The sequence below is a fragment of the Stenotrophomonas sp. 78350_Sma genome, from assembly GCF_056482105.1.
On sequence record NZ_CM151182.1, the window covers coordinates 1,329,531 to 1,353,248 of the forward strand.

The following is a 23,718-nucleotide window of genomic DNA, read 5'->3' on the forward strand; positions in this document are numbered from 1 at the left end:
AGGAATGAGTATGGAAGGATATTGTCGCGCCAAGAAATTGGCCGCGGCCAAGAAGGTTGGCGCCGATGCGCTGGCGACGGAGAAAATGGTGCAGGCACGGGAATGGCTTATGCCGGGCGACTTTGATGAAGAACCGGACTTTGCGCGATCTGCACATCTGACGTACCGATACATGAGTGCGTACGACCGCACGCAGAGCTTCTATGAAGCGTATCGAAAACACTACGTGCATCGCTTCTTGCGACGTAAGGGGCGCGAGCCGCAGGGGTTCCCGAGCCGTATTAATGGCCTTGAGGCAGGCGATTTCGCTAGCATCTGGCGGGCACGCCAGCGCGCGGATGCGATGGGGGTGCCCTACGAACGGTATGTCATTGAGCTGATGCTGGATGCTGACGCTAGCGGGACGCGACAGCTGCCACGCCCGAATCAGCTTTGCAGTGATTCCAAGCTGCCCATGCTGCTCGAGCGCTTGGAGGAGAAGCGGGCGGAAGGTGTTTTCGATCCCTTTGCAAAGGACTTCGACCCGCGATTCTATGCGGCTAACTTCGTGGGCGACCAACAGCAGCTGGACGCCCTGGCGTGGATCGAGGAGCAGATTGCTAAGGCCGGACGTGCTCGCAAGCCGGTGTTGCTTAGCCGCTTCATGTGCGTCGAGCAGCTGATTTCGGAAGCAGAGGCTACGCGCCGGTTTGGGCAGGAGCTCGTCGATGAGGCTAAGTCCCATCGAGGGGGGTACACGTCGCGCACTCCGGTGGTGCTTGATGCCCCCGGGCCCTCCGATCCAGCCTGCTTTGGTATGCGCACCGAAGGGCACGCAATCTGCAGCCAATGTCCGGTAGCCCAGCGCTGCACCGAATCGCGAACTAAAGTCGAGGAAGGCGTCCAGGAGCGGTTCGGGGTGCTGGACGTTCCGAAGGAGCGTAAGCGTATTGCGGCCCGAGACCGCAAGCGTCGACAGCGAGAGCGAGAGCGCAGTGGGGCCGCTATGACGGATCAGGAGCTTCACCGTGTGCTGAAGGAGGCAGCGGATCCCAAGGTGATCCAGAGGCGCGAGAGGGACAAACAGCGCCGGGATGGGAAGAAACGCAAGAGCCAAGAATAGGCGAGGCTCCCAGCACTGGCCGAGATGTCACGCTTCCCTAATATTTATTAGCTCTTATTTATAAGCTCTAACATATATAGGGAAGCGTGACATCGAGGCCTCACAGCCCGGAGATCCTAGCGCTCTAGAGGTCGGCTTCCGGCAGGCGCTGCCGCCCCGACGCCCCCCTGAGAGAGTACGAGTTGGTGTTCAATTTGCATCTCCTTAGGAATTCTCCCTCGGCTGGATCCCTCGTAGGCGATCCTCCGGCCTTTTGGAGGCACACCGGTTTCCCGTCCGTTAGGACCCTGTCTCGGGAGCTGTGCATGCCCTTACGGCCTCTGCCACGTATGAAGCGCTGCTGCCGATCCGCGTCATACCTAGCCTATGTGACGTGACCATTCGCCGGAGATCCGGGTGATGCGGTTGTGGTTCAAGCATGGATGGCTCAAGTCTGTCTCTGCCGATCGGGTGCCAGTGCGGGCAGGGCTGACCGTCACTTTCGCGAGCGCAAGGAATGCTGCCGTCTGCCCCATGCTAAGCGCTACTAAAGCGCATGCTGCCTAAGTTCAGCACGCAGGACGTGGGCGGCGGTGTGTGAGCTTGTGCCTGCAACCGCAAGACGTGGTGGCCATGTATGAAGCGTACGGTGGTGTTCGACCTTGTACGGGCGGCAAAGAAAGTTCGCTGTTCAAGTCTCATCCCCTGCGACCGATATGCTCAAGGATGCGTTAAACAATCGCCGGGATGACCACATGGACCGTTGGACGTGGATGATGGTAAGGATGTATGCGCCCGCACTTGGGGCTTTGGCGCTAGGGTTGCTGCTGATGCTGCCGTTGGGAACGCTCCAGGAGAGTCCGGTGCTTGCAGGGGTGTATGCGATGGTGCGATGGCTCCCGGCGTTGGCTATCGCGGTATCGGTCACCGTTGCACTTGTCGCTACTCTAAGGCTTTGGCGCTGGGATCAAGGGCGCAGCGTTTTGGTTTGCGAATGCGGTGGCTTGCTGGGACGGGAGCGTCCTGGGCGTTTTGGTGCATATCGAAAGTGTCTCGCCTGCAACCGCAACGTCAATGAGAGGTACTACACGTAGGTTCGGTTCCGGGCGTGTACACCGCAAGCTGCTGTCCGCCTTGAAAGCAGGCGTGAGCCCTACCTTGCTTTCCCTGGGACTTCACGGGCCCGAATCGGCTCAAAGTGATGGCTCCCCGGCTTACAAGGCACTTATCGGCACCCTGGCTGCCAGTTGGGGTTGGCTAAGTCCTTGTTCCAAAAGGACGCCTGGCCCTCTGTGGTGCCATGAGTAACTGCATCAGTACTGCGTGGGTTGGGGGAGTCCGGCTGGGGGCAAGAGGGGTGCCAATCTATGAACTTCCTGTGTAGAGTGCGTTCAGAAGCGTGGGTACCCATTTCTCATTTCGAAGCTTTTTCACTAAGGAGTAAGGCGTGTTTGATCAGGAAGTCTCAGATGGGTTCCGTAAGATTTGCCAGTCACTAAAGCTTTACCGCCGAGCTGAGCTGGTGGATGAAGCCTCTGGAGACTCGCTGATCGATGATCTATACGTAGATCCTCTGCGTGGCAATAAAATCATCACCACTCTGCTAGAGCCGCACACTACCTTCCTGATCGGTAGAAAGGGAACGGGCAAGTCCACAATCTTCCAGAAGATGCAGCGCGAGATCCTGCGTAGGGGTTACTCCACGTCGGCGTACATCGATATAAAGACAATCTACGAGTCATCTCAGGTTGATCCCGTTGTCAGTGGTCGCGTCTACGCAACAGACTCAGGCCTTCCGAGGGAGGCACTGGAAAAAATATTGCTTCAAAAGGCGTTTCTCGAGTCCTTGGTCAACGAAATAAGGGCGCAGCTCAAGAAGCGAATATCTCATGCCTCTCTTTGGTCTAAAGTCAAGGAGGCTTTCGGTGGCGGCATCTCCGAGCTGGATGTTGCGCTCGAGGAGTTGGTCCAATCACTGAATGTTCCCACCTATGAGAATGCGGTAGGAATTCTTACGAGGGCGACTAGAGAAAAGCGAGAAATATCTGCCGATCGCAGCGTCAAAGGTTCTGCCGGCCTGGGGGCAGAGGGTATCGGGCTGACCTTTGAGGGGGGCGCGACACTGGGTAATAAGTCTGTCGACGAGTTCGATTATTCGGACGTTCTAATTCGAACGCTACGGATGAATGATTTCATCGTAAAGCTTCGCGAGCTGCTTGATCGCGTGAAGGTGCGGCAACTCTACATTCTGATCGACGATTTTAGCGAACTTCCGCAGGATGGTATGCGCTTCGTGGTGGATGGAATGCTCGCGCCCTTGAATAATTGGTCCGATGAACTAGTTAAGCTGAAGATTGCGGCTTATCCCGGCCGCATTTATTATGGTCAGATCGACAAGGCGAAGGTTGATGAGGTCTACCTTGACCTATACAAGTTGCACGCGCCGGCTGACGTCGCGACCATGGAATATTCAGCAATTGATTTTACAAAACGTCTAGTTGGTGAGCGATTCAATAAGTTTCTTCCGGGGAGGGAGTCGGAAGTTTTCGCTGTCGATGACGAACATCTTTGGCGTGAGCTTTTCTACGCCAGTCTTGGGAATCCGAGAATTCTTGGTTACGTCTTGCATTTTGCCTCGGAGATGGCGTCCGTTCGTGGAAGTAAGATTAATCTCAAAATCATCAAGGATGCTTCTAGAAAATATTATGAGGATAAGATTGAGCCATATTTTTCGCTTGGTCGTTTTCTTCATGACACCTTCGCTGAAAGGCTTTCTATTTTTAGTCTGAAAGAGCTCTTGGAGGACGTTGTTCGGCGCGCCCGCGAGCTGAGGGAACATACGTCTGAAGTCTTCACTCGGATAAAAGGAACTCCGCCGACAAGTCATTTTCATGTTCCGGTGGCAATGGAGTCGGTGCTGCAGACGCTGGAATTGAATTTCTTCGTAACAAAGTACTTCGAAATGTCGGACCGATCGGGAAAGAAGGTTTCGGTCTATTCGCTAAATTACGGCCTGTGCGAGCGCTACAGTATTCGGTTTGGGCGACCATCGGGTGAGCGAGAATTTAGACTTTACTTTGTTGAAAGAGTTTTTGATTATTCGGGGATCGTGCTCTCATTTCTGAATAGGAATCAAGATATTTCTTGCGACACGTGTTCTACCAAGTTCTCATTTGATCAGTTATCCGCAATTAAGATGTATGGAATGGTTTGCCCTCAGTGCCGTAGCGGTACCGTCGTCGTGGCGAATCTCTCTCGGAAGTACGCAGACCAGGTTCGGCAGGTTTCCGAGAATCTTTTGCTGGAGCAGGTTGATCTAAATATTCTCGCAGCGCTTGACGCTGAGGGATCGCCGATGAAGCCTAAGGATGTTGCGGAGGAGCTAGACTGTTCCCACCAGCTGGTTGGACGGCGTGCGAAGCACCTCGAGGAACGAGAATTGCTGCTGCGAGACAAGGATGGGTATCAGCGGCTCTATCGCATAACTCCGACGGCCCAGAGTGCTTACTTTTCGAGCGAAGACGTTGCACTGGATATTCAATCGAGCGAGGTTGAGTAGTTGCGGGGCTGCGAACTTCTTGCGGAATGGCTAGTGGTTCTGAGCGATGGGAAGTATCCGAAGGCTTAGTTGGCGCTTACCGTTAGTAGGTTCGGTGCAGGTCAGTGCCCGGAAAAGGGTGCCCGGCGATTGTCGGGCTAGCTCAGCACAGTGCTGCGATGGCACCGAACATGCCGGTCCGCTCGGCTGGAATGGGTTGCATCCATTGAGTTCTTGTTCGCTTGCATCGCTAGCCGCATTCAGTGGGCGCATTCGTAATGCGTAGGTCGCAGGTTCGACTCCTGTTTCCGGCACCAGTTGTAATGAAAAGCCCCGGCCTTGGTCGGGGCTTTTTTGTGCTCTGGTAGTGCCGGCCGCTGGCCGGCAACCCCATAATTGCCGTGCGTCTGGCATTGCTCACGAGGCATGTCCCGTTTCTCGCGTGCCAGCCTGCTTGCGCAAGGATCCGGGGACGTTGTTCATCCTCGAAACTACAGGTCGATTTCCCGAGTCCCTTCCTGTGCTATGAATGCACAGCCTTGCTTCGAGGCTCTTTCAGGAGTTGCAGGGATGCGCAGGTTCGGGGGGACTGCAGGCGGTGTGTCCAGCCGCCTCAGGAAATTCGAGGATCTAATTTGGAAGCTGGACGCAACAGGCGCCTGGCTGCGTGGTGTGCTGCTGATCGGCCTTGGCCTGTCACCAACCGCAATCGCCCAGACCACGGTGACGTACATCCACACTGACGCCCTGGGCTCGGTCGTGGCTGAGAGCGATGCCAATGGCAATGTGATCAAGCGCTATGACTACGAGCCCTACGGGGCCGTGGTCGGTGGTCAGGTCACGGACGGGCCGGGGTATACCGGGCATGTGAGCGACTCGGCTACCGGGCTGAGTTACATGCAGCAGCGATACATGGACCCGCAGTTGGGGGTGTTCCTGTCGGTTGATCCGGTGACAGCGTACGAGCAGCCTGTTGCGCAGTTCAATCGGTATAGGTATGCGGACGGGAATCCGTACAGGTTCACGGATCCGGATGGAAGAGAGGTCGTGTATCAGTACCTAGAAGGCGTCAGTGAAAGACGGGGCCGTCTGCACATGATGGGAGTCGTAATGTCGCCTTCCGCTCACTCGGAACTACAGCAACTCGAAAGGTCTGCGGAAATCTACACTATTGTGATGGGGAGTGATTTGGAGCCGGGGTACGTAACCGACACGAGGACCATAAAGTTGAATCCATCTTTGGGGATCAAGATTAGCTCCACGGGCGAGGTGCAGCCTCCTGCTGTGAATAGCGCTCATGAGATTTCGCATGCTGCCGAACATGATCGCGTGGGTACAATGGAGTTTACAAAGTCTAAGCGGGACGTCCAGAAGAACGGTGTAGACCGTGAGGAAAATCGTGCGAGCTCCTTCGAGCGTCAAGTAGGTAGGGAACTCGGAGAGCCTACCAGACAGTATTATCGTGACTACGACAAGGGTGTGAAGTGTAGCTCTGATATGTCTTCTGGCTGTGGAAGGTAGCTTTGGGAGGGCTGTGAGTGGATGCTCGAATTGCGGGTTTAGTCCTCGTGCTGCTGGCGAGTTGTTCGTCCGCAGTGGATGAGCCAGTAGCTGTTGTGGAGGCTCTGAACTCGGAAGCCTGCCAGCTGCCTGCGGAAACGCCGATGGCAATCACAATTGCGGACGCCATAGCGGATCCCGCAGCTTTTAATGGAAGACTCGTCTCCCTGGAGGGCTACTATTGCGCGGCTTTCGAGATGAATGCACTCTACGAAACGCCTGATTGCTACTCAAAGCCGGAGTTGGGATTATGGCTGGGAGGTATGTCGCCATTTTACTCATCCCGGGGGCGAAGAGTTTCGGTGACAGGGATATTCGATTCCCGATTGCAAGGCCATCTGGAAAAATGGCCGGCAGGGATCTGTACCGCCAAGCTGGTGGAACTGTAAGTCAAATGATGTATGAGCCCAAGTCCCTCGCCTTCAGTGGCGACGACTATCCATGCTGTGTCATGGACTTTTTATCCAGCTTGCAGAGGTCCAAGGTCTGCATCGCAGATCCGGCCCCGAGGCGCTGAGCAGCACGTCTGCGCGGAGTGCTGCCTCAATAGGCAAGGTCGAAATAGTAGATCTTCTTTGCTCCGAACACGCCGCATCCTTCGCTGGTGAGGGCGTGGAAGCCGATCGGTGACCGCGATGACGCCGCCGACAGGATGGCCGCGTATTTTTCCCGTCCGGATTTGTCGCTGGACAGATCGATTACCCAGCGCCCGTCGGAAACACACTCGTTGTTGGTGGGCTGGCCTTCCAGCCATACGGAAACGAACGTGGATTCGACAACCAGCTTGGTGATTTTTCCGGTCTGGTGTGTATCGGCCCATGCGCTGCCGGACAGCAGCAGTGCGCCGAGCGTGATAGCGAGCTGTTTCATGTCTTCCCTGCAGGCCCGGGTGATCAAACCCTATATATAGCGCAGTACGTGCCGGATCTGATGAGCACGAGCATCATCAGTTGCCGCAGAAAGCCGCCGATTACCCCGGCCAGCACCCCGGCCGCGATCCGCATGGCCAGCCGGACCCATCGCCCGGTGCGTTCCCGCAACCAGGGCAATACCGCCGTTACCTGTGCAGCCAGCAGCAACACCACTACATCCAGCCCCAGTGCATCGACCAGCGACAGCAGCGGCAGCAGGTCGGGATTGCAGGCCAGTACAAGCAACAACACGCTGCACAGCAGCGCAATGGTCCGGCGGCTGGTCGGCAGGGTGGTCCAGCGCAGCAAACGATCAACCAGGGGCATGAATCTACGGGTCCTTGTCAGAGCGGTGCATGCAGGCGGTCATTCCGCGCGGACGGGCTGCCGCAGCACTGTCTTCAATCGAGCGGCTTCGGTCCTGCGCGGGTCGCTCAGGTAGATCTCATGGTGGGGGCCGGCAAAGGCATACCCCAGAGAGGGCATCAGTTCATCGTGCAACTTCGCCAGGATCGGGCCCTCGTCATCGTAGGCTCCAATATGCAGGGTCTGCAGGCAGAGGCCCTCTTCAAGAATGTCGTGGCGAAGGCTGCCAGGTGGTTCACCCAGCTTCGTCCCCGCCTTGGCGATGGCAGCCTCCAACTGCTCTGGACTGATCCCGTCCGGCGTACGGATCATCACCGTCCACCTCCACTCATCCTTGCGGCGTGCCACAAAGCTCGATGGATCCCTGGCGGTCCACAGCGCTTCCAGCGGCGGCACCACGTAGTCCTGGCCTTCGCTCTTCAGTGCGAACTTCAGTGCATAGCTCACCGCGTACAACCACTGCACCGCCTGCAGGTAGGCCGGGGCGGTGTTCGGGTCACCGCGGCCGTCGATCATCAGGTAGGGCAGGGGCGGTACCTCCACCGCAACGAATCGGCCGACCGGTGGCTGATACAGTGCCCGGTCGCGCGTCTTGAAGTCGATCTTGTCCATGTGCCTTCCTCCTGCGCCGAGCATCCCATGTCCTTGTCCTTGTCCTTGTCCTTGTCCTTGTCCTTGTCCTTGCCTGAATGCCTGAACGCGTTCAGATGATCGTGCCGGACCCGGGCAGGGCATCCGCCGCCAGACTGTGCCAGGATGCCGCCCTCGGGCGTTCTGCCCGCCGTGGTCGCGCACTGCGACAACGTGTCGCAGCCTGAAACGGGCCTTTCCTGCGCCTGATCATTGTCAATGCCTTTCTTAAATGGTGGGTGACGGCCTAAAATTGAAAGGCTGACTCGACCCCACCTCCCTGCCTGTCTTCCGGACCGGCGGGACCGGCTTTTGCCGGATCAGGCAGGACGGGGAACGGCATTCCCTCGCAATTGGATCGACCGATGATTCCGTTGAAAACCCTTGGGCGCTGGTTGCGCCCGGGCCTGCTGCTGTCGTTGCTGGTGATGCTCACCGGCTGCGATGCCGTGGCCATCCTCAGTCCGAAGGGCCAGATCGGCCAGGATGAGAAGACCCTGCTGATCACGGCCACCGTGCTCATGCTGCTGGTCGTCATCCCGGTCATCATCATGACCCTGACCTTCGCGTGGAAGTATCGCGCCTCCAACACCAAGGCCCGTTACGAGCCGAAGTGGTCCCACTCGACGGCGATCGAGGTGGTGGTGTGGTCCATTCCCTGCATGATCGTGCTGGTGCTGGCGGTCCTGACCTGGCGTTCGTCGCACGCGCTGGACCCGTACAAGCCGCTGGATTCGGACGTCAAGCCGGTCACCATCGAGGCGATCTCGCTGGACTGGAAGTGGCTGTTCATCTATCCGGAAGAGAAGGTGGCGGTCGTCAACGAAATCAAGTTCCCGGTCAACACGCCGCTGAACTTCAAGATCACGTCCGATTCGGTGATGAATGCCTTCTTCATTCCGCACCTGGGCAGCATGATCTACTCGATGGCTGCGATGGAGACCAAGCTCCACCTGATCGCCAACGAGACCGGTGAATTCCCGGGCATGTCCTCGCACTACAGCGGCGCGGGCTTCGCCAAGATGCACTTCACCGCCTACTCGGTCACCGATGCTGAATACCGCCAGTGGCTGGACCAGGTCCGCGCCGGTGAGCAGACCCTGGACAAGGCCTCGTTCAAGGCCCTGGGTGAAGCACGCAACGCCGAGTGGTATCCGGTCACCTACTTCGGCAAGACCGAAGAAGGCCTGTTCGACTGGGTCATCGCCAAGCACATGGGCGACAACAAGCATTACGGCATGAAGCACGAGCACAAGGCCCCGGCCGATGGTGCTGCTGCCGAAGGCCACGATGCCCACGCAGGTCACGAGGGCCACCAGGGCCATACCGACGCTGCCGCCGCTCCGGCTGAACACGCCGGACACACTGCTGACGAGCACGCCGCCGCCGGTCACGCCGGCCACGCGGGTTCGGGAGAATGAACATGCTGGGAAAACTCTCTCTTGAGTCGATCCCCCACGATCCGATCGTGCTGACCACCCTGGTCGGCGCGGTGCTGGGTGGCCTGGGCGTCATGGCCCTGATCACCAAGTTCAAGTTGTGGGGCTATCTGTGGAAGGAGTGGTTCACTTCGGTGGATCACAAGAAGATCGGCGTGATGTACCTCATCGTCGCCTTCGTCATGCTGCTGCGCGGCTTCTCCGACGCCATCATGATGCGTACCCAGCAGGCGCTCGCCGTCGGCGGGTCCGAGGGTTACCTGCCGCCGCACCACTACGACCAGATCTTCACCGCCCATGGCGTGATCATGATCTTCTTCGTGGCGATGCCGCTGATCACCGGCCTGATGAACCTGGCCGTGCCGCTGCAGATCGGTGCGCGCGACGTTGCGTTCCCGTTCGTCAACTCGCTCAGCTTCTGGCTGTTCGTGTCGGGCGCGGTGCTGATCATGCTGTCGCTGTGGATCGGTGAGTTCGCTGCCACCGGCTGGCTGGCGTTCCCGCCGTTGTCGGGCATCGAATACAGTCCAAGCGTCGGCATGGACTACTACATCTGGGGTCTACAGGTCGCAGGCCTGGGTACCACGCTGAGCGGTATCAACTTCTTCATCACCATCCTGAAGATGCGTACCCCCAGCATGAAGCTGATGCAGATGCCGGTGTTCACCTGGACCGCCCTGGTGACCAACGTGCTGATCGTCGCCGCCTTCCCGGTGCTGACCATCACCCTGGTGCTGCTGACCCTGGACCGTTACCTGGGCACGCACTTCTTCACCAATGACGGTGGCGGCAACGCCATGCTGTACATCAACCTGATCTGGATCTGGGGTCACCCGGAGGTGTACATCCTGGTCCTGCCGGCGTTCGGCGTGTTCTCCGAAGTCATCGCGACCTTCTCGCGCAAGGCGCTGTTCGGCTACAAGGGCATGGTCTACGCCACCGCCTGCATCGGCGTGCTGTCGTTCATCGTGTGGCTGCACCACTTCTTCACCATGGGCTCGGGTGCCAACGTCAATGCCTTCTTCGGCATCACGACGATGATCATTTCGATCCCGACCGGCGTGAAGATCTTCAACTGGCTGTTCACCATGTTCCGCGGCCGCGTGCAGTTCACCACGCCCGTGCTGTGGACCATCGGCTTCATGGTCACCTTCACCATCGGTGGCATGACCGGCGTGATGCTGGCGATCCCGGCCATCGACTTCGTGCTGCACAACAGCCTGTTCCTGATCGCCCACTTCCACAACGTCATCATCGGCGGCGTGGTGTTCGGCATGTTCGCCGGTATCACCTACTGGTGGCCGAAGATGTTCGGCTTCCGCCTCAACGAGTTCTGGGGCAAGTGCGCGTTCTGGTGCTGGTTCATCGGCTTCTACGTGACCTTCATGCCGATGTACGTGCTGGGCTTCATGGGCATGACCCGTCGTCTGCAGAGCACCGTCAACCCGGCCTACGAGCCGCTGCTGCTGGTGGCGGCCGCAGGTGCCTTCATCGTGGGTGCCGGCATCCTGTGCCAGATCATCCAGGTGGCCGTGTCGATCCGCGACCGCAAGAAGACCGCCGACCTGACCGGCGACCCGTGGGACGCCCGTACGCTGGAGTGGGAAACCTCTTCGCCGCCGGCTTTCTACAACTTCGGCAGCCTGCCGGAAGTCACCGAGCTGGACGATTTCTGGGAGCGCAAGCAGCGTGGTGAAGCCTGGCCGAAGCCGGCCAGGTACACTGACATCCACATGCCGCGCAACACCGGCACGGGCGTTGTCATCGGTGCCTTCAGCCTGGTGTTCGGCTTCGCGATGATCTGGCACATCTGGTGGCTGGCCATCGTCGGCTTCGTCGGCATGATCGCCACGTTCATCTACCGCACCTTCGACCAGGACGTGGACTACTGGGTCCCGGCCGCCGAGGTGGAACGCATCGAGAACGAACACCGCAAGCACCTGGAATCCCAGGGCCTGGTGAAGTCGGAGCTGAAGGCATGAGCACCAATACCTCGACCCTGAGCCACGGGCACGCCGCGCAAGCGGCGGCCCATGGCCATGACGACCACGAGCACCACGACACTGGCGGCAACACCGTCTTCGGTTTCTGGGTGTACCTGATGAGCGACTGCCTCATCTTCGCCTCGCTGTTCGCCACCTATGTGGTGCTGGCAGGCGGTACCGATGGTGGCCCGACCGCGAAGGACCTGTTCGAGCTGCCGTTCGTGGCGTGGGAAACCGCGCTGCTGCTGACCTCCTCGCTGACCTTCGGCCTGGGCATGATTGCCATGCACCGCAAGCAGATGGGCCAGATGTACCTGTGGCTGGCCATCACCTGGTTGCTGGGCTTCGGCTTCATGTGCATGGAAGTGTGGGAGTTCCAGCACCTGATCCACCAGGGCTACGGTCCGGACCGCAGTGCCTTCCTGTCGGCGTTCTTCGCCCTGGTCGGTACCCACGGCCTGCACGTCAGCGCCGGCCTGCTGTGGCTGCTGGTGATGTTCGTGCAGCTGAAGAAGTACGGCCTGACCCCGACCAACAAGACCCGCATGGCGTGCCTGAGCCTGTTCTGGCACTTCCTGGACCTGATCTGGATCGGTGTGTTCTCCGTCGTCTACCTCAATGGAGCCCTGTAATGGCACATGACAACCATGCACACGACCACGGCACTGGCGGCGAAAGCCATGGCACCGTGAAGTCGTACCTGATCGGCTTCGTGCTGGCGGTGGTGCTGACCGTCATCCCGTTCTGGATGGTGATGTCGGGCGATTTCTCGCGTACCGTCAACGGTGTGGTCATCGCCATCACCGCGGTGCTGCAGATGCTGGTCCACCTGGTGTTCTTCCTGCACCTGGACCGCTCCTCGGAAAGCCGCTGGAACGTCAACGCTGCGGCCTTCACCGTGGTGGTGATCGGCATCATCGTGGTCGGTACCCTGTGGGTCATGCACAACATGAACGTGCACATGATGCACTGACGTCTTCGCGACGTTGCCACGCAGAAAGGCCGCCCTCGGGCGGCCTTTCTGTTTGCAGTGCGGATTCGGATGGATGGGGTCGGATCCCTGTCCGCAGGACAGGGCTCTGACCCCGGGGCGTCAGCCCACCCGGCGCAGGAACTCCTCGGCCTCCATCGGCCGGCCCAGGTGGTACCCCTTTTTCCGTTGTCCGGTAGTGCCGGTCGCTGGCCGGCAGCCAGTAGATCCACGCCACGCGTGGATGGCGGCACGCGCGACGCCTGTGGGGTCAGAGCCCTTGCCTGCGGCAAGGGGGCCGCCCCCGAAACCGGGGCGTCAGCCCACCTGGCGCAGGAACTCCTCGGCCTCCATCGGCCGGCCCAGGTGGTAACCCTGCAACTGATCACAGCCCAGCTCGCTCAGGTATTCGCGCTGCGCCTGCGTCTCCACGCCTTCGGCCACCACCTGCAGCTGCAGGGTGCGGCCCAGCGCGATGATCGACGAGACGATGGCGGCATCTTCGGCGTTGCACTCCAGATCGTGCACGAATGCACGATCGATCTTCAGTTCGGTGGCGGGCATGCGCTTGAGATAGAGCAGGCTGGAATAGCCGGTGCCGAAGTCGTCGATGGCAATGTGCACCCCCATCGCGGTCAGGTCGTTGAGGATCGCCAGGCTGGCGTCGACGTCCTTCATCGCAGTGGTTTCGGTGATCTCCAGGGTCAGGCGCGCCGGTTCGATGCGGTGCCGCTCCAATGCATCGCGCACGCTGTTCAACAGGGCTGGCGAGGAGAACTGCAGCGGCGACAGGTTCACCGCCATCGACCATTCCGTGTGCCCGGCATCGTGCCACGCACGCAGCTGTGCGCAGGCGCGGTCCAGTACCCAGTCGCCGATCGGCAGGATCAGGCCGCTGCGTTCGGCGATGGGAATGAACACATCCGGTGCCAGCAGGCCCAGTTCCGGGTGTTGCCAGCGCAGCAGGGCCTCGGCGCCGGTGGCCGGTGCACCCGCCGCGGGGAACTTGGGCTGGTAATGCAGCACCAGCTCGTCGCGGGCGATGGCCTTGCGCAGGTCCTGCAGCAGGCGCAGCTGGCGGTTGGCACTGAGCTGCATCGACGGCGTGAAGAAGGTATAGCCGTTCCTGCCGGTTTCCTTGGTGTGGTACATCGCCGCATCGGCGTGTGCCATCAGCTCGCGTTCGTTGCCGGCATCATCCGGATACAGGGCGATGCCGAGGCTGGCGCTGACCTGAAGTTCGGCGGCATCCAGGGTGAACGGTTCGCCCGCCGCCGCGATGATCCGCTCGGCGACCACCACGGCATCGTCGGGAATATCGATGGCCAGCACGATCACGAACTCGTCGCCGCCGAGGCGGGCGAAGGTGTCCTGCGGCCGCAGCAGGCTGCCGATACGCTGCGCCACCGCCACCAGCAGGCGGTCACCGAGCTGGTGGCCATAGGCATCATTGACCGCCTTGAAGCCGTCCAGGTCGCAGAACATCACCGCCACCGCGTGGTTGCGGCGGCGCGCCTTCTCGATGGCCTGCTCGATGCGGTCCTGCAGCAGCATGCGGTTGGGCAGCTGGGTCAGCGGGTCGTGCAGGGCGGCCTGGATCAGCTTGTCGTTGGCGTGTGCCAGTGAATCGGCCAGCAACCCGGTGCGCACGCGCATCTGCCGGTCGAACAGCGAGGCGACCAGGGCGATACCCAGGGTGGCAACGGTGGTGACGATCACCAGCACCGCCAACCAGCGCGTGTCGATGCCGCCACTGCCGACCGCGCCGCAGATGCTGCCTTCGGGAAAGCGCGCGGCCGCCATGCCTGTGTAGTGCATTCCGACGATGGCCAGGCCCATCACCAGCGACGCCAGCGCGCGCAGGAGGATGGTGTTGCGCTGTTCGGTGCGCAGGCGGAAGGCGATCCACAGCGCGGCACCTGCGGCACCGATGGCCACCGCGATGGAGGCGGCGAACCAGCCGGGGTGGTAGTCGATGCCCGGCTGCATGCGCATCGCGGCCATGCCCAGGTAGTGCATGGTGGCAATGCCCAGCCCCATCAGTACGGCGCCGGCCAGCAGCCGGCGCCAGGGCAGGCTGGGCCGCGACACCAGCCACAGTGCGTAGGCCGAGGCGCCGATCGACACTGCAAGCGAATACAGGGTGATGCCGAGGTCGTAGCCGACCGGGATCGGCAGGTCGAAGGCCAGCATGCCGATGAAATGCATCGACCAGATGCCCAGGCCCATCGCCGCCGCGCCGCCGGCCAGCCACCAGCGGGCCACGCGGCCCTCGGCCGTGGCCAGGCGGCCGGCCATGTCCAGCGCCGTGTACGAAGCAAGAATGGCCACCAGCAGGGAGATGGCGACCAGGCTCTGACTGTAACTGCCAGTCATGTTGAATCCAGAGGGGGAGGGAGGGGGCGCCCGCAAGGCGCACGCCCGCGACAGCTATCGGCGCGGGCAGGCGGGACTTGAGCGGTCGCAGCACCTGCGACCCGGCTCGGCTATCCTGCCACGCCTGTTCCTGTTCCTGTTGCTGGAAATCATCCAATGGCAAAAGCCCGCACCGCCTACGTCTGCAATGAATGCGGCGCCGAATTCAGCAAGTGGCAGGGCCAGTGCACCGAGTGCAACGCCTGGAACTCGCTGTCGGAAATCGTGCTGGAGAGCGCGGCGGCGGCCAAGGCGCCGGCGTCGCGGCGGGCGGGCTGGGCGGGCAAGATCGATCCACCGAAGATCACCGCCCTGAAGGACGTGGAGCAGACCGAGCATCGCCGGGTCTCGACCGGCATCGGCGAGTTTGATCGCGTGCTCGGCGGCGGCCTGGTCGAGGGCGCGGTGGTGCTGGTCGGTGGCGACCCGGGCATCGGCAAGTCGACCCTGCTGCTGCAGGCGGTGGCGAAGATGGCGGCCGAACTGCCTGTGCTGTATGTCACCGGCGAGGAGTCGCTGGCGCAGGTGGCCGGCCGCGCGCACCGGCTGGAACTGCCGCTGGATGGGGTCAACGCGCTGGCCGAGACCGGCGTCGAGTCGATCCTGCAGCATGCCTCCAGGGCGGGCCCGCGGCTGATCGTGGCCGATTCGGTACAGACCCTGTGGACCGAGAGCCTGACCGCCGCGCCGGGTTCGGTCAGCCAGGTGCGCGAGAGTGCCGCGCGGCTGGTGCGCTTTGCCAAGGAGACCGGCACCGCCGTGTTCCTGGTCGGCCACGTGACCAAGGAGGGCGGCATCGCCGGCCCGCGCGTGCTCGAGCACATGGTCGACGCGGTGCTGTATTTCGAAGGCGAGAGCGGCAGCCGCTTCCGTTTGCTGCGCGCGTTCAAGAACCGCTTCGGCGCGGTGAACGAGCTGGGCGTGTTCGCAATGGGTGACAAGGGCCTGAAGGAAGTCTCCAATCCGTCGGCGATCTTCCTGTCCGGTGGCAGCACCCACCAACCCGGCAGCTGCGTGATGGTCACCCGCGAGGGCACCCGGCCGCTGCTGGTGGAGGTGCAGGCACTGGTCGATGCATCGCCGCTGTCGAACCCGCGCCGTGTCGCGGTCGGCCTGGAGCAGAACCGCCTGGCCATGCTGCTTGCAGTGCTGCACCGTCATGGTGGCGTGCTGGTCGGCGACCAGGACGTGTTCGTCAATGTGGTCGGGGGTATCCGCGTACAGGAGACCGCGGCCGACCTGCCGGTGCTGCTGGCGGTGCTGTCCTCGCTGCAGGACCGGCCGTTGGCGGAAAAGACGATTGCCTTTGGCGAGGTTGGCCTGTCCGGCGAGATCCGCCCGGTACCCAATGGCGAGGATCGCCTGCGCGAGGCCGCCACCCATGGTTTCAAGCGCGCCATCGTGCCCAAGGCCAACGCGCCCAAGGGCGGTTCGGTGAAGGGCATGGAAGTGATTGCGGTGGAACGCCTGTCCGAGGCCATCGACGCGGCGTGATCGCGCCGGGCATGGCCCGGCGTTGCCACTGCACACTTGGAATACGGCAGCCGACACGGCAACGGTCAGCATGCCTGTGCTAGTTTTTCCCGCTCGACGAAGGCGCCCTCCGGCGTCTTTCCGTGCCCAGGAGTAAACGATTACATGCAGGACACCGCGCTCACCGCCCCCAACGCCGAAATCCGTCGTGCCGGGGTCGATCTCAATGGACTGATGACGGTGCTGGGCAAGCACCTGTACTCCACTCCGGTGGTGGCGCTGCGTGAGCTGGTGCAGAACGCGCACGACTCGATCATCCGTCGTCGCATCGAACAGCCCGGCATCGAAGTGCCTTCGCGCATTTCAGTGCAGGTCGATGCCGCTGCCGGCGTGCTGCGCATCACCGATACCGGTGCTGGCCTGACCCGCCAGGAAATCCACGACTACCTGGCTACCGTGGGCGTCGGCTACACCCGTGGCCTGCGTCAGGGCGGCGAGGACGATGAGGGGCTGATCGGCATGTTCGGCCTCGGCTTCCTGTCGGCATTCGTGCTGGCGCGCAGGGTCAGCGTGCGTACCACCTCGTACCAGACGCCGGAACTGGGGCATCTGTACGTATCCAGCAACGCCGAACAATACACCGTCAGCGAAATGCCGGCGCGCGCGGTCGGCACCGAGGTGGAGCTGGAGCTGCATCCGGATTTCCTGCCGCTGGCCAACGAAGCGCGCTTGCATGAGGTACTGGGCCGCTACTGTGCCCTGCTGTCCGAGCCGATCTTCATCGGTGCCGCGGCCGAAGCACTCAACCCCGAGCCGCCGCCGTGGCGCGGGCAGGGTGATGTTGCCCTGCATCCGGTGCAGGCGCGCCGCCAGGCGCTGCAGTTCGCCGCGCGTTTCGAACATGATTTCGAGCCGATCGTCACCGTGCCGTTGCGCGCGGATGGCAGCAGCGATGCCACCGGCCTGTTGTGGGTGCAGGACGGCGCTACCTACGGCACCAGCGACAACCGCAATCTGTCGGTGTTCGTGCGCGGCATGCTGCTGGACGACGATGCGCGCGACCTGCTGCCGCCGTGGGCGGGCTTCATTGGTGGGGTGATCGAATCCTCGCGGCTGACGCCCACCGCCAGCCGCGAAGACCTGCAGCGCGACGACCAGTACCGCGCCGTGCAGCATGCACTTCTGGAAGCGCTGATCGACGGCCTGGCCGACGTCGCGCGGCAGCAGCCGGAAGCCTGGCGGCGCGTTCTCACGCGCCATAATGAGGCCTTGCTGGGCGCAGCGCTGTGCGATGACCGCCTGTTCGACCTGCTGCTGGAACACGTGCGCGTGCCGACTTCGCAGGGCGACCTGCCGGCCAGTGCGTTGCCGGCGCGCGGTGCCGTGCACGTGATCCTCGACAATGGCGGCGGCTTCGAGGAAATGCTGTTCCGTGCGATGGGCGTGCCGGTCGCGCATGGCCATCGCTATGCCGTGGTGCCGTTCCTGCGGCGCTGGGCCCAGGCCAAGGGCCTGCGCCTGGTTGAACTCGGCACGGAGCAGGGCAACCGCGCGCTGTTCCGCACTGACGATAGCCTCGACGAGGCGCAGCTGGCGTGGCTGCGCGAGCAGCTCGGGGATGGCGAACAGCTGCTGCCGGCACGCTTCAGCCCGGAGGCATTGCCGGTGGTGGTGGTGCCCGACCGCGAGGCCGAACTGAAGCAGCGACTGGAAGACGACGAGAATGACAAGCGCGTTTCAATGGCGGCGCTGCGCCTGGCCCGGCAGTTTACGGCGCGCATCGAATCGCGTGCGCCGTCGCGGTTGTACCTCAACCTCGACAATCCGGCCGTGCAGGCGCTGTTGCGCGCCCAACGCGATGGCCACCCGCAGGCCGAAGCCGCAGCACGCCTGCTGCGCTCACTGAAGATCATCGTCGCAGCGCAGGGCCGCCCGCTGGCCCGTGCGACCGCCACGCCGGGGCCGGACCTCAACGGCGCTTTCACTGATATCGCCGGTGCCCTGCAGCAGATGCTGCGCTGAGCACCGCCCCCCTCTCATCCAGCCTTCGCTAGACAGGAGCACTTACCCTATGGACATCTGGAACTGGGTCGAAAAACTGCAGGGCGACCTGCGCCAGGCAGGCCAGGCGCAGAACGCGCAGCTGCTGAACCGCCTCGCCGACGAGGTGAGCGAACTGCGTGTCGACCGCGTCGATGCGCTGCTGCCCGAAGCGCGTGCACTGGGCAAGGCGCTCGACAACCCCTGGGTTGACGTCTACGTCGGCCACTGGGCGCTGCGCAACCGCGTCGGCAACCGTGTGGAAGGCGAGAGCGCGCTGGGCGAAGCCGTGGCGCTGTTCGAACGCGCGCATCGTGATGACACGCTGGAGTGCCCACAGTCGATCTGCGTGACCCAGGATCTGGCTGCCTGCTACGGCAACATCGATGGCCCGGGCTGGGTTCCCGAGCGCGTCGAGGTGTGTGATGAAACGCTGGCACGCATCGACCCGAGCTGGGCGTGCTTCCAGTGCCTGAGCTGCGAGAAGGCTGATGCACTGCTCGACGATGGCCGCGGCCAGGATGCGCTGGATTACCTGCAGGTGCAGTCCGATGCGATCGAGGCCTGCGGCAAGGAAGTGTTCGACAGCTTCCCGGAGATGCAGATCAAGATCCTGCTCGGCATGGGCCGCGCCGAAGAAGCGTTGGCGCTGATCGAGACGCGTGAGGCCGAAGTCGCTGCGTCCGGCGAGTACGAGCCGGCCAACTGCACGGTGCCGCGCCGCCTGTCCAAGGCCTGGGCGCTGGCGCAGCTCGGCCGCGACGAAGAAGCGCTGCAGCAGCTGGTGCCGTGGAACGAACTGACCCCGACCTATTGGCGGCTGTGGGCCAACACGGCCGCCGCGCTATGCCAGCGTGATCCGTCGCGCAACACCTGGGACCTGGGTACGCGCTACACCACCATCATCGAGCACTTCGCGAAGGTCGGCTCGCACCGGCTGCTGATCGAAGTGGCCGCGCTGAGCCTGGAGCTGGCCCTGCAGCGCGGCGCACGCTGGGTGGCACAGCGCCAGCTGGAGCTGGCACGGACCCATCTGGCGCAGCTGCGCCAGGACCGCGGTGCCGCAGCGCTGGTGGCCGGCCTGGCCGCTCGCATCGATGCTTTGCCGGATGTCGCACCGCTGCCGGTGCCGGCACCGGAACTGCTGGCCTGGCTGGAGGTACAGGGCGAGCAGAACCAGTCGCGTGATCCTGAGCGCGAGGCGCAGTGGCTGCTGCAGGCACAGATGCAGTTGCCGGATGATGAAGCACTGGCCGAGATGGCTGCCTCGGCATTGAGCGCCTGTGGTGCGCAGGCGGAAGCGCGTGCATTGCTGTGGCGTTTCGTGCGTGCGCACACGCAGGATGATGGTCCGGCCGCGTACACGCTGATGCGCTGGCTGACCGAGCAGGGCGACGACGATGGGCTGCGCCAACTGGCTGAACTCTACCGCGGCAGCGTGCCGGTGTTCGCGCACTGGTGCGAAGTGCAGCGCGCCCGTCGCGTATCCGACTGGCCGGCGCTGGAGCAGGCCGCACAGGCGCTGCTGGCCGCCTCGCCGGGTTCGCACGGCGCACGTGGCACGCTGGCGCGGATGTACATGGAAACCGGCCGCTTCAGCGAAGCACAGGCCTGCTATGCGCAGCTGGTGGAGCTGCTGGAAGAACCCAACGCCGCGCACTGGGACCACATGAGTGCCGCCAGCGCGGCGCGGGATTGGGACGCGGTGCGTCGCTCGGCGGCGGCGATCGGCATGGAGCTGTCCAGCCAGGACGGCGTGGTCGAAGAGCCGTGGGGCTGGGTGATCATCCGCAGCGAAGAGAATGGCGAGCCGATGGAATACTACGCCCGGCGCAGTGGCCCGGTGACCGCGCGCATCGTCGAGAACGCACCGGCCAACCGTGCTCAGCAGGTCGGCGACTGGGTGGTGTTCGATGCCGCGCTGGTGCACCCGGCGCCGGAGGAGGAGGAGGCTCGCGAGCACTTCATTCCGACCTATGCGCAGGTACATGTGCTGGAACGCGGCGGCTTCGCGCGCAGTTGGCTGATCGATGGCGCGCACCCGGGCGAAGAGGCCTGGAATGCCTTTGTCGAAGCTGCCGAGGCGCAGGGCTGGCAGGTGTGGTCGCATAGTCGCGCGGACTACACCGTGACCGACCCTGGTGTGGAGGAGGGCACCCTGCCGGGCGTGCTGTTCACCGTTGCCCAGCCGCAGGATCATGCGCCGCTGGCGCTGCACCGCTTCCTGCAGCAGGAGACCGCAGCGTGGCCACATCCGCATTGCTGGCTGCGCCTGGCCGAGGCCTGTGACCAGGACCGGCAGCCGCACCTGGACGTGATCGAGCGCTACGGGTTGTAAGCCCGGTATAGGGTAGTGCCGGCCGCTGGCCGGCAACGCCATGAGATCCTGTGTTGCCGGCCAGCGGCCGGCACTACCTCAAGGAGAGAACCATGCGAAAGACAGGGATGTTCGTGATCGCCGGGCTGTTGCTGGCCGCCAACGTGCAGGCCGCACCGGCCTGCCAGGAGCCCACTGCCATTGCCCGCGCCTTCTTCGAGGCGACCACCGGCAATGGCGATCTGCTGGAACCACCGCCGGCACTGGTCAGCCCGGACTTCGGCAAGGCACTGCGTGATGAGCGTGCCTGCCAGCAGCGCGAGGAAGGCATCTGCACGATCGATTCGGACCCGTGGCTGGATGCGCAGGACGGCGACATCGAAACCCCGGTGCGCTACAGCTGGAAAGAGGTCTCGGCCACCGCCGGCCAGGTCGAGATGCGCTATTCGGTCTGGAAGAAGGCCTACGTGACCCGGTTGCCGATGGTGCGCCAGGGCCAGGGTTGCTGGCAGGTCGATGACATCCTCACCAACAGCGGCCGTTCGGTGCGGAAGATCCTGGCCCAGCCGGTGCCCTGATCGCCTGCGGCATCCTCGCAGGGCGTGGTTCCACGCCATCTAGCGGCCGGCACTACCAGGATGGGGGCCGACCGTTGGTCGGCACACCGCCTATCGCGTATGCCCGAACACCAGCTCGATCACGAACTGGCTGCCGAAGAACGCCAGCAGCAGCAACAGCATCGCCGCCAGCGTCCAGTGCACCGCCTTCATGCCACGCCAGCCGTAGCGGCGGCGGCCGATCAGCAGCACGCCGAACACGATCCACGACAGCACGCTCAGCACGGTCTTGTGCACCAGCTTCTGCGCCAGCAGGTCATCGACGAACAGCACGCCGGTGACCAGCGTCAGGGTGAGCAGCGCGAAGCCGACGGTGATCACCCGGAACAGCAGCGATTCCAGATCGGCCAGTGGCGGCAGTGCGCGCAGCCACGGGCGGAATTCACGACGGCGCAGGGCACGTTCCTGCAGCCACAGCATGATCGCCAGCAGCGCGGCGATGCTCAGCGTGGCGTAGGCCAGCAGGGCCAGCCAGGCGTGGCTGGCCAGGCGCCAGCCCAGCACCTTGCTTGGTTCGTGGCCGTAGCCGTGGTAGGCCAGCAGCAGTACGGCAGCCAGCGGGAACACCACCACGCCCAGCGCCGACATCCGCCCGCGCGCGCCGACCAGCGAGGTCAGCCAGGCCATGCCCAGGCCGACCAGCGACAGCGCGGCGAAGAAGTGCATGTCCGGCCCGCCGTTGGTGCGCATCGCCACCATCACGTGGTAGCCGCCGTGCAGCAGCATCGCCGGCAGGGCGGGCCACAGCCAGGCGGGGGAGCCGGTGCTTTCATCGCGGCCAAGCGCACGCACCAGCAGGGCGCTGGCGGCCAGGTAGAGCAGGGCGGCGATGAGAACGATTAACATCGTTGCAGTTTCGCATACCCCTGCGGTGGTGGCGACGGCCCCGTGGTCGCAGTCCGGGGAGGGGAGCGGACCCGTTATACTGTCTGCCTTATTGTCCCCCGCTTTCAGACAGGTTGCGCCGCATGTTCGAGTCCCTGACCCAGCGCCTTTCCGGCACCATCGAGCGCCTGCGTGGCCGTGGCCGCCTGACCGAGGAGAACATCCGCGAGGCGACCCGTGAGGTCCGCATCGCGCTGCTCGAAGCCGACGTCGCGCTGCCGGTGGTTCAGGCCCTGATCGAGCGCATCAAGGTGCGCGCGGTCGGCCAGGAAGTGCTGAAGTCGCTGACCCCGGGCCAGGCCCTGATCAAGGTCGTGCGCGACGAGCTGACCGCGGTGATGGGCGCCGAAGCCAGCGACCTGAACCTCAATGTGCCCGCGCCGGCCATCATCCTGATGGCGGGCCTGCAGGGCGCCGGCAAGACCACCACGGTGGGCAAGCTGGCCAAGCACCTGAAGGAAAAGCGCAAGAAGAAGGTGATGGTGGTCTCGGCCGACGTCTACCGTCCGGCTGCGATCGAGCAGCTGAAGACCCTGGCCGAGCAGGTCGGCGTGCTGTTCTTCCCGTCCAGCGCTGACCAGAAGCCGGAAGCCATCGTCCGTGCCGCCATCGACGATGCGCGCAAGTCCTTCGTCGACGTGCTGCTGGTCGATACCGCCGGCCGCCTGGCCATCGACGAAGCGATGATGGCCGAGATCAAGGCCCTGCACGCTGCGGTGAATCCGGCCGAAACCCTGTTCGTGGTCGACGCCATGACCGGCCAGGACGCGGCCAACACCGCCAAGGCCTTCGGCGACGCCCTGCCGCTGACCGGCGTGGTGCTGACCAAGACCGACGGTGACGCCCGTGGCGGTGCCGCGCTGAGCGTGCGCTACATCACCGGCAAGCCGATCAAGTTCGTCGGTGTCAGCGAGAAGCCGGAAGGCCTGGACGTGTTCCATCCGGACCGTATCGCCAGCCGCATCCTCGACATGGGCGACGTGCTGTCGCTGGTCGAGCAGGTCGAGCAGCAGGTCGACAAGGACAAGGCGGCCAAGCTGGCCGAGAAGGTCGCCAAGGGCAAGAAGTTCGACCTGAACGACATGCGTGACCAGCTGGAGCAGATGCAGAACATGGGCGGCATCGGCGGCCTGATGGACAAGCTGCCGGGCCTGGGCAACATCCCCGACCATCTGAAGCAGCAGGTCAGCCAGGGCAAGGAAGTGCCGCGCATGATCGCCATCATCGGCTCGATGACCAAGAAGGAACGGCGCAATCCGAACCTGCTCAACGGCTCGCGCCGCGCGCGTATCGCCAAGGGCTCGGGCGTGACCCCGGCCGACGTCAACAAGCTGATGAAGCAGTACATGCAGATGGAAAAGATGATGAGCAAGATGGCCGGCGGCGGCATGAAGGGCATGTTGCGCAGCATGAAGGGCATGATGGGCGCCATGGGCGGCCGCGGCATGCCGTTCCGTTGATGCAGCGACGGGGCCGGCGCGCATTGCGACC

The 23,718-nt window shown here is 62.9% G+C and carries 18 protein-coding genes; 13 read left to right on the forward strand and 5 right to left on the reverse strand.

Annotated elements, in window-relative coordinates:
- Nucleotides 1-4: 4 nt before the first annotated feature.
- The 4 genes from ACZK4H_RS06135 to ACZK4H_RS06150 all read left to right on the forward strand — a co-directional run bounded on the left by ACZK4H_RS06135 (nt 5) and on the right by ACZK4H_RS06150 (nt 6,568).
- On the forward strand, nt 5-1,102 hold the full coding sequence (locus ACZK4H_RS06135) for a hypothetical protein (protein WP_143570821.1): 1,098 nt from the start codon (nt 5-7) through the stop codon (nt 1,100-1,102).
- 1,426 nt (nt 1,103-2,528) lie between these two features.
- The gene (locus ACZK4H_RS06140; protein ID WP_088436138.1) at nt 2,529-4,640 is read left to right on the forward strand and encodes a helix-turn-helix domain-containing protein; all 2,112 of its coding nucleotides are present in this window, start codon (nt 2,529-2,531) and stop codon (nt 4,638-4,640) included.
- Nucleotides 4,641-5,219: 579 nt separating this feature from the next.
- Nucleotides 5,220-6,140, forward strand: a complete 921-nt coding sequence (locus ACZK4H_RS06145) for an RHS repeat domain-containing protein (protein ID WP_428843489.1) — start codon at nt 5,220-5,222, stop codon at nt 6,138-6,140.
- Between the two features lie 17 nt (nt 6,141-6,157).
- Nucleotides 6,158-6,568: a hypothetical protein gene (locus tag ACZK4H_RS06150; RefSeq protein WP_143567693.1), complete on the forward strand. Its 411-nt coding sequence runs from the start codon at nt 6,158-6,160 to the stop codon at nt 6,566-6,568.
- 154 nt (nt 6,569-6,722) lie between these two features.
- On the opposite strand, the gene ACZK4H_RS06155 is transcribed toward ACZK4H_RS06150, so the two are convergent.
- From ACZK4H_RS06155 to ACZK4H_RS06165, 3 genes are read right to left on the reverse strand one after another with little or no spacing between them, the layout of a single operon-like run.
- The gene (locus ACZK4H_RS06155) at nt 6,723-7,049 is read right to left on the reverse strand and encodes a hypothetical protein (RefSeq protein ID WP_099554390.1); all 327 of its coding nucleotides are present in this window, start codon (nt 7,047-7,049) and stop codon (nt 6,723-6,725) included.
- A 23-nt stretch (nt 7,050-7,072) separates the two neighbouring features.
- The gene (locus tag ACZK4H_RS06160; RefSeq protein WP_099554392.1) at nt 7,073-7,417 is read right to left on the reverse strand and encodes a hypothetical protein; all 345 of its coding nucleotides are present in this window, start codon (nt 7,415-7,417) and stop codon (nt 7,073-7,075) included.
- Between the two features lie 39 nt (nt 7,418-7,456).
- Nucleotides 7,457-8,068 (reverse strand): GyrI-like domain-containing protein, encoded by a 612-nt coding sequence (locus tag ACZK4H_RS06165; RefSeq protein ID WP_099554394.1) that lies wholly within the window; start codon nt 8,066-8,068, stop codon nt 7,457-7,459.
- A gap of 383 nt (nt 8,069-8,451) precedes the next feature.
- Between ACZK4H_RS06165 and cyoA the strand changes: the two genes are divergently transcribed.
- Genes cyoA through cyoD form a run of 4 tightly spaced genes read left to right on the forward strand, consistent with a single transcriptional unit; the run spans nt 8,452 to nt 12,483 of the window.
- Nucleotides 8,452-9,507, forward strand: coding sequence for a ubiquinol oxidase subunit II (gene cyoA, locus ACZK4H_RS06170; RefSeq protein WP_099554396.1), 1,056 nt, complete (start codon nt 8,452-8,454; stop codon nt 9,505-9,507).
- A 2-nt stretch (nt 9,508-9,509) separates the two neighbouring features.
- Nucleotides 9,510-11,507, forward strand: coding sequence for a cytochrome o ubiquinol oxidase subunit I (gene cyoB, locus ACZK4H_RS06175; protein WP_099554398.1), 1,998 nt, complete (start codon nt 9,510-9,512; stop codon nt 11,505-11,507).
- Entirely contained in the window at nt 11,504-12,142 is a 639-nt protein-coding gene (gene cyoC / locus ACZK4H_RS06180) for a cytochrome o ubiquinol oxidase subunit III (RefSeq protein ID WP_099554400.1), read from the forward strand. The genes cyoB and cyoC overlap by 4 nt, the downstream gene beginning before the upstream one ends.
- Nucleotides 12,142-12,483 (forward strand): cytochrome o ubiquinol oxidase subunit IV, encoded by a 342-nt coding sequence (gene cyoD / locus ACZK4H_RS06185; protein ID WP_005408584.1) that lies wholly within the window; start codon nt 12,142-12,144, stop codon nt 12,481-12,483. The genes cyoC and cyoD overlap by 1 nt, the downstream gene beginning before the upstream one ends.
- A gap of 315 nt (nt 12,484-12,798) precedes the next feature.
- Here the strand turns inward: cyoD and ACZK4H_RS06190 are convergent, their stop codons facing one another.
- Nucleotides 12,799-14,856: a putative bifunctional diguanylate cyclase/phosphodiesterase gene (locus ACZK4H_RS06190; RefSeq protein ID WP_099554402.1), complete on the reverse strand. Its 2,058-nt coding sequence runs from the start codon at nt 14,854-14,856 to the stop codon at nt 12,799-12,801.
- 156 nt (nt 14,857-15,012) lie between these two features.
- Here ACZK4H_RS06190 and radA point away from each other — a divergent pair, with 156 nt between their 5' ends.
- The 4 genes from radA (at nt 15,013) to ACZK4H_RS06210 (ending at nt 21,303) form a co-directional block, all read left to right on the forward strand.
- Nucleotides 15,013-16,389: a DNA repair protein RadA gene (gene radA / locus ACZK4H_RS06195; protein WP_005408586.1), complete on the forward strand. Its 1,377-nt coding sequence runs from the start codon at nt 15,013-15,015 to the stop codon at nt 16,387-16,389.
- Between the two features lie 144 nt (nt 16,390-16,533).
- The gene (locus ACZK4H_RS06200) at nt 16,534-18,390 is read left to right on the forward strand and encodes an ATP-binding protein (protein WP_099552438.1); all 1,857 of its coding nucleotides are present in this window, start codon (nt 16,534-16,536) and stop codon (nt 18,388-18,390) included.
- A gap of 49 nt (nt 18,391-18,439) precedes the next feature.
- On the forward strand, nt 18,440-20,746 hold the full coding sequence (locus ACZK4H_RS06205) for a tetratricopeptide repeat protein (protein WP_099552437.1): 2,307 nt from the start codon (nt 18,440-18,442) through the stop codon (nt 20,744-20,746).
- A 92-nt stretch (nt 20,747-20,838) separates the two neighbouring features.
- Nucleotides 20,839-21,303, forward strand: coding sequence for a YqhG/Tai3 family protein (locus ACZK4H_RS06210; protein WP_099552436.1), 465 nt, complete (start codon nt 20,839-20,841; stop codon nt 21,301-21,303).
- A gap of 90 nt (nt 21,304-21,393) precedes the next feature.
- On the opposite strand, the gene ACZK4H_RS06215 is transcribed toward ACZK4H_RS06210, so the two are convergent.
- Nucleotides 21,394-22,188, reverse strand: coding sequence for a cytochrome C assembly family protein (locus tag ACZK4H_RS06215; protein WP_099552435.1), 795 nt, complete (start codon nt 22,186-22,188; stop codon nt 21,394-21,396).
- 122 nt (nt 22,189-22,310) lie between these two features.
- On the opposite strand from ACZK4H_RS06215, the gene ffh reads away from it, so the two are divergent.
- Complete coding sequence (gene ffh, locus ACZK4H_RS06220) at nt 22,311-23,687, forward strand: signal recognition particle protein (RefSeq protein WP_014036403.1); 1,377 nt, start codon at nt 22,311-22,313, stop codon at nt 23,685-23,687.
- Nucleotides 23,688-23,718 lie beyond the last annotated feature (31 nt).

What these genes read in the sequence shown, in the direction of transcription:
- cyoA (WP_099554396.1), top strand. Translation starts at nt 8,452, where the DNA reads ATGATTCCGTTGAAAACCCTTGGGCGCTGGTTGCGCCCGGGCCTGCTG.
- ACZK4H_RS06215 (WP_099552435.1), bottom strand. Translation starts at nt 22,188, where the DNA reads ATGTTAATCGTTCTCATCGCCGCCCTGCTCTACCTGGCCGCCAGCGCC.
- cyoC (WP_099554400.1), top strand. Translation starts at nt 11,504, where the DNA reads ATGAGCACCAATACCTCGACCCTGAGCCACGGGCACGCCGCGCAAGCG.
- cyoD (WP_005408584.1), top strand. Translation starts at nt 12,142, where the DNA reads ATGGCACATGACAACCATGCACACGACCACGGCACTGGCGGCGAAAGC.
- ACZK4H_RS06210 (WP_099552436.1), top strand. Translation starts at nt 20,839, where the DNA reads ATGCGAAAGACAGGGATGTTCGTGATCGCCGGGCTGTTGCTGGCCGCC.
- ACZK4H_RS06165 (WP_099554394.1), bottom strand. Translation starts at nt 8,068, where the DNA reads ATGGACAAGATCGACTTCAAGACGCGCGACCGGGCACTGTATCAGCCA.
- ACZK4H_RS06155 (WP_099554390.1), bottom strand. Translation starts at nt 7,049, where the DNA reads ATGAAACAGCTCGCTATCACGCTCGGCGCACTGCTGCTGTCCGGCAGC.
- ACZK4H_RS06135 (WP_143570821.1), top strand. Translation starts at nt 5, where the DNA reads ATGAGTATGGAAGGATATTGTCGCGCCAAGAAATTGGCCGCGGCCAAG.
- radA (WP_005408586.1), top strand. Translation starts at nt 15,013, where the DNA reads ATGGCAAAAGCCCGCACCGCCTACGTCTGCAATGAATGCGGCGCCGAA.
- cyoB (WP_099554398.1), top strand. Translation starts at nt 9,510, where the DNA reads ATGCTGGGAAAACTCTCTCTTGAGTCGATCCCCCACGATCCGATCGTG.
- ACZK4H_RS06205 (WP_099552437.1), top strand. Translation starts at nt 18,440, where the DNA reads ATGGACATCTGGAACTGGGTCGAAAAACTGCAGGGCGACCTGCGCCAG.
- ACZK4H_RS06160 (WP_099554392.1), bottom strand. Translation starts at nt 7,417, where the DNA reads ATGCCCCTGGTTGATCGTTTGCTGCGCTGGACCACCCTGCCGACCAGC.
- ffh (WP_014036403.1), top strand. Translation starts at nt 22,311, where the DNA reads ATGTTCGAGTCCCTGACCCAGCGCCTTTCCGGCACCATCGAGCGCCTG.
- ACZK4H_RS06190 (WP_099554402.1), bottom strand. Translation starts at nt 14,856, where the DNA reads ATGACTGGCAGTTACAGTCAGAGCCTGGTCGCCATCTCCCTGCTGGTG.
- ACZK4H_RS06200 (WP_099552438.1), top strand. Translation starts at nt 16,534, where the DNA reads ATGCAGGACACCGCGCTCACCGCCCCCAACGCCGAAATCCGTCGTGCC.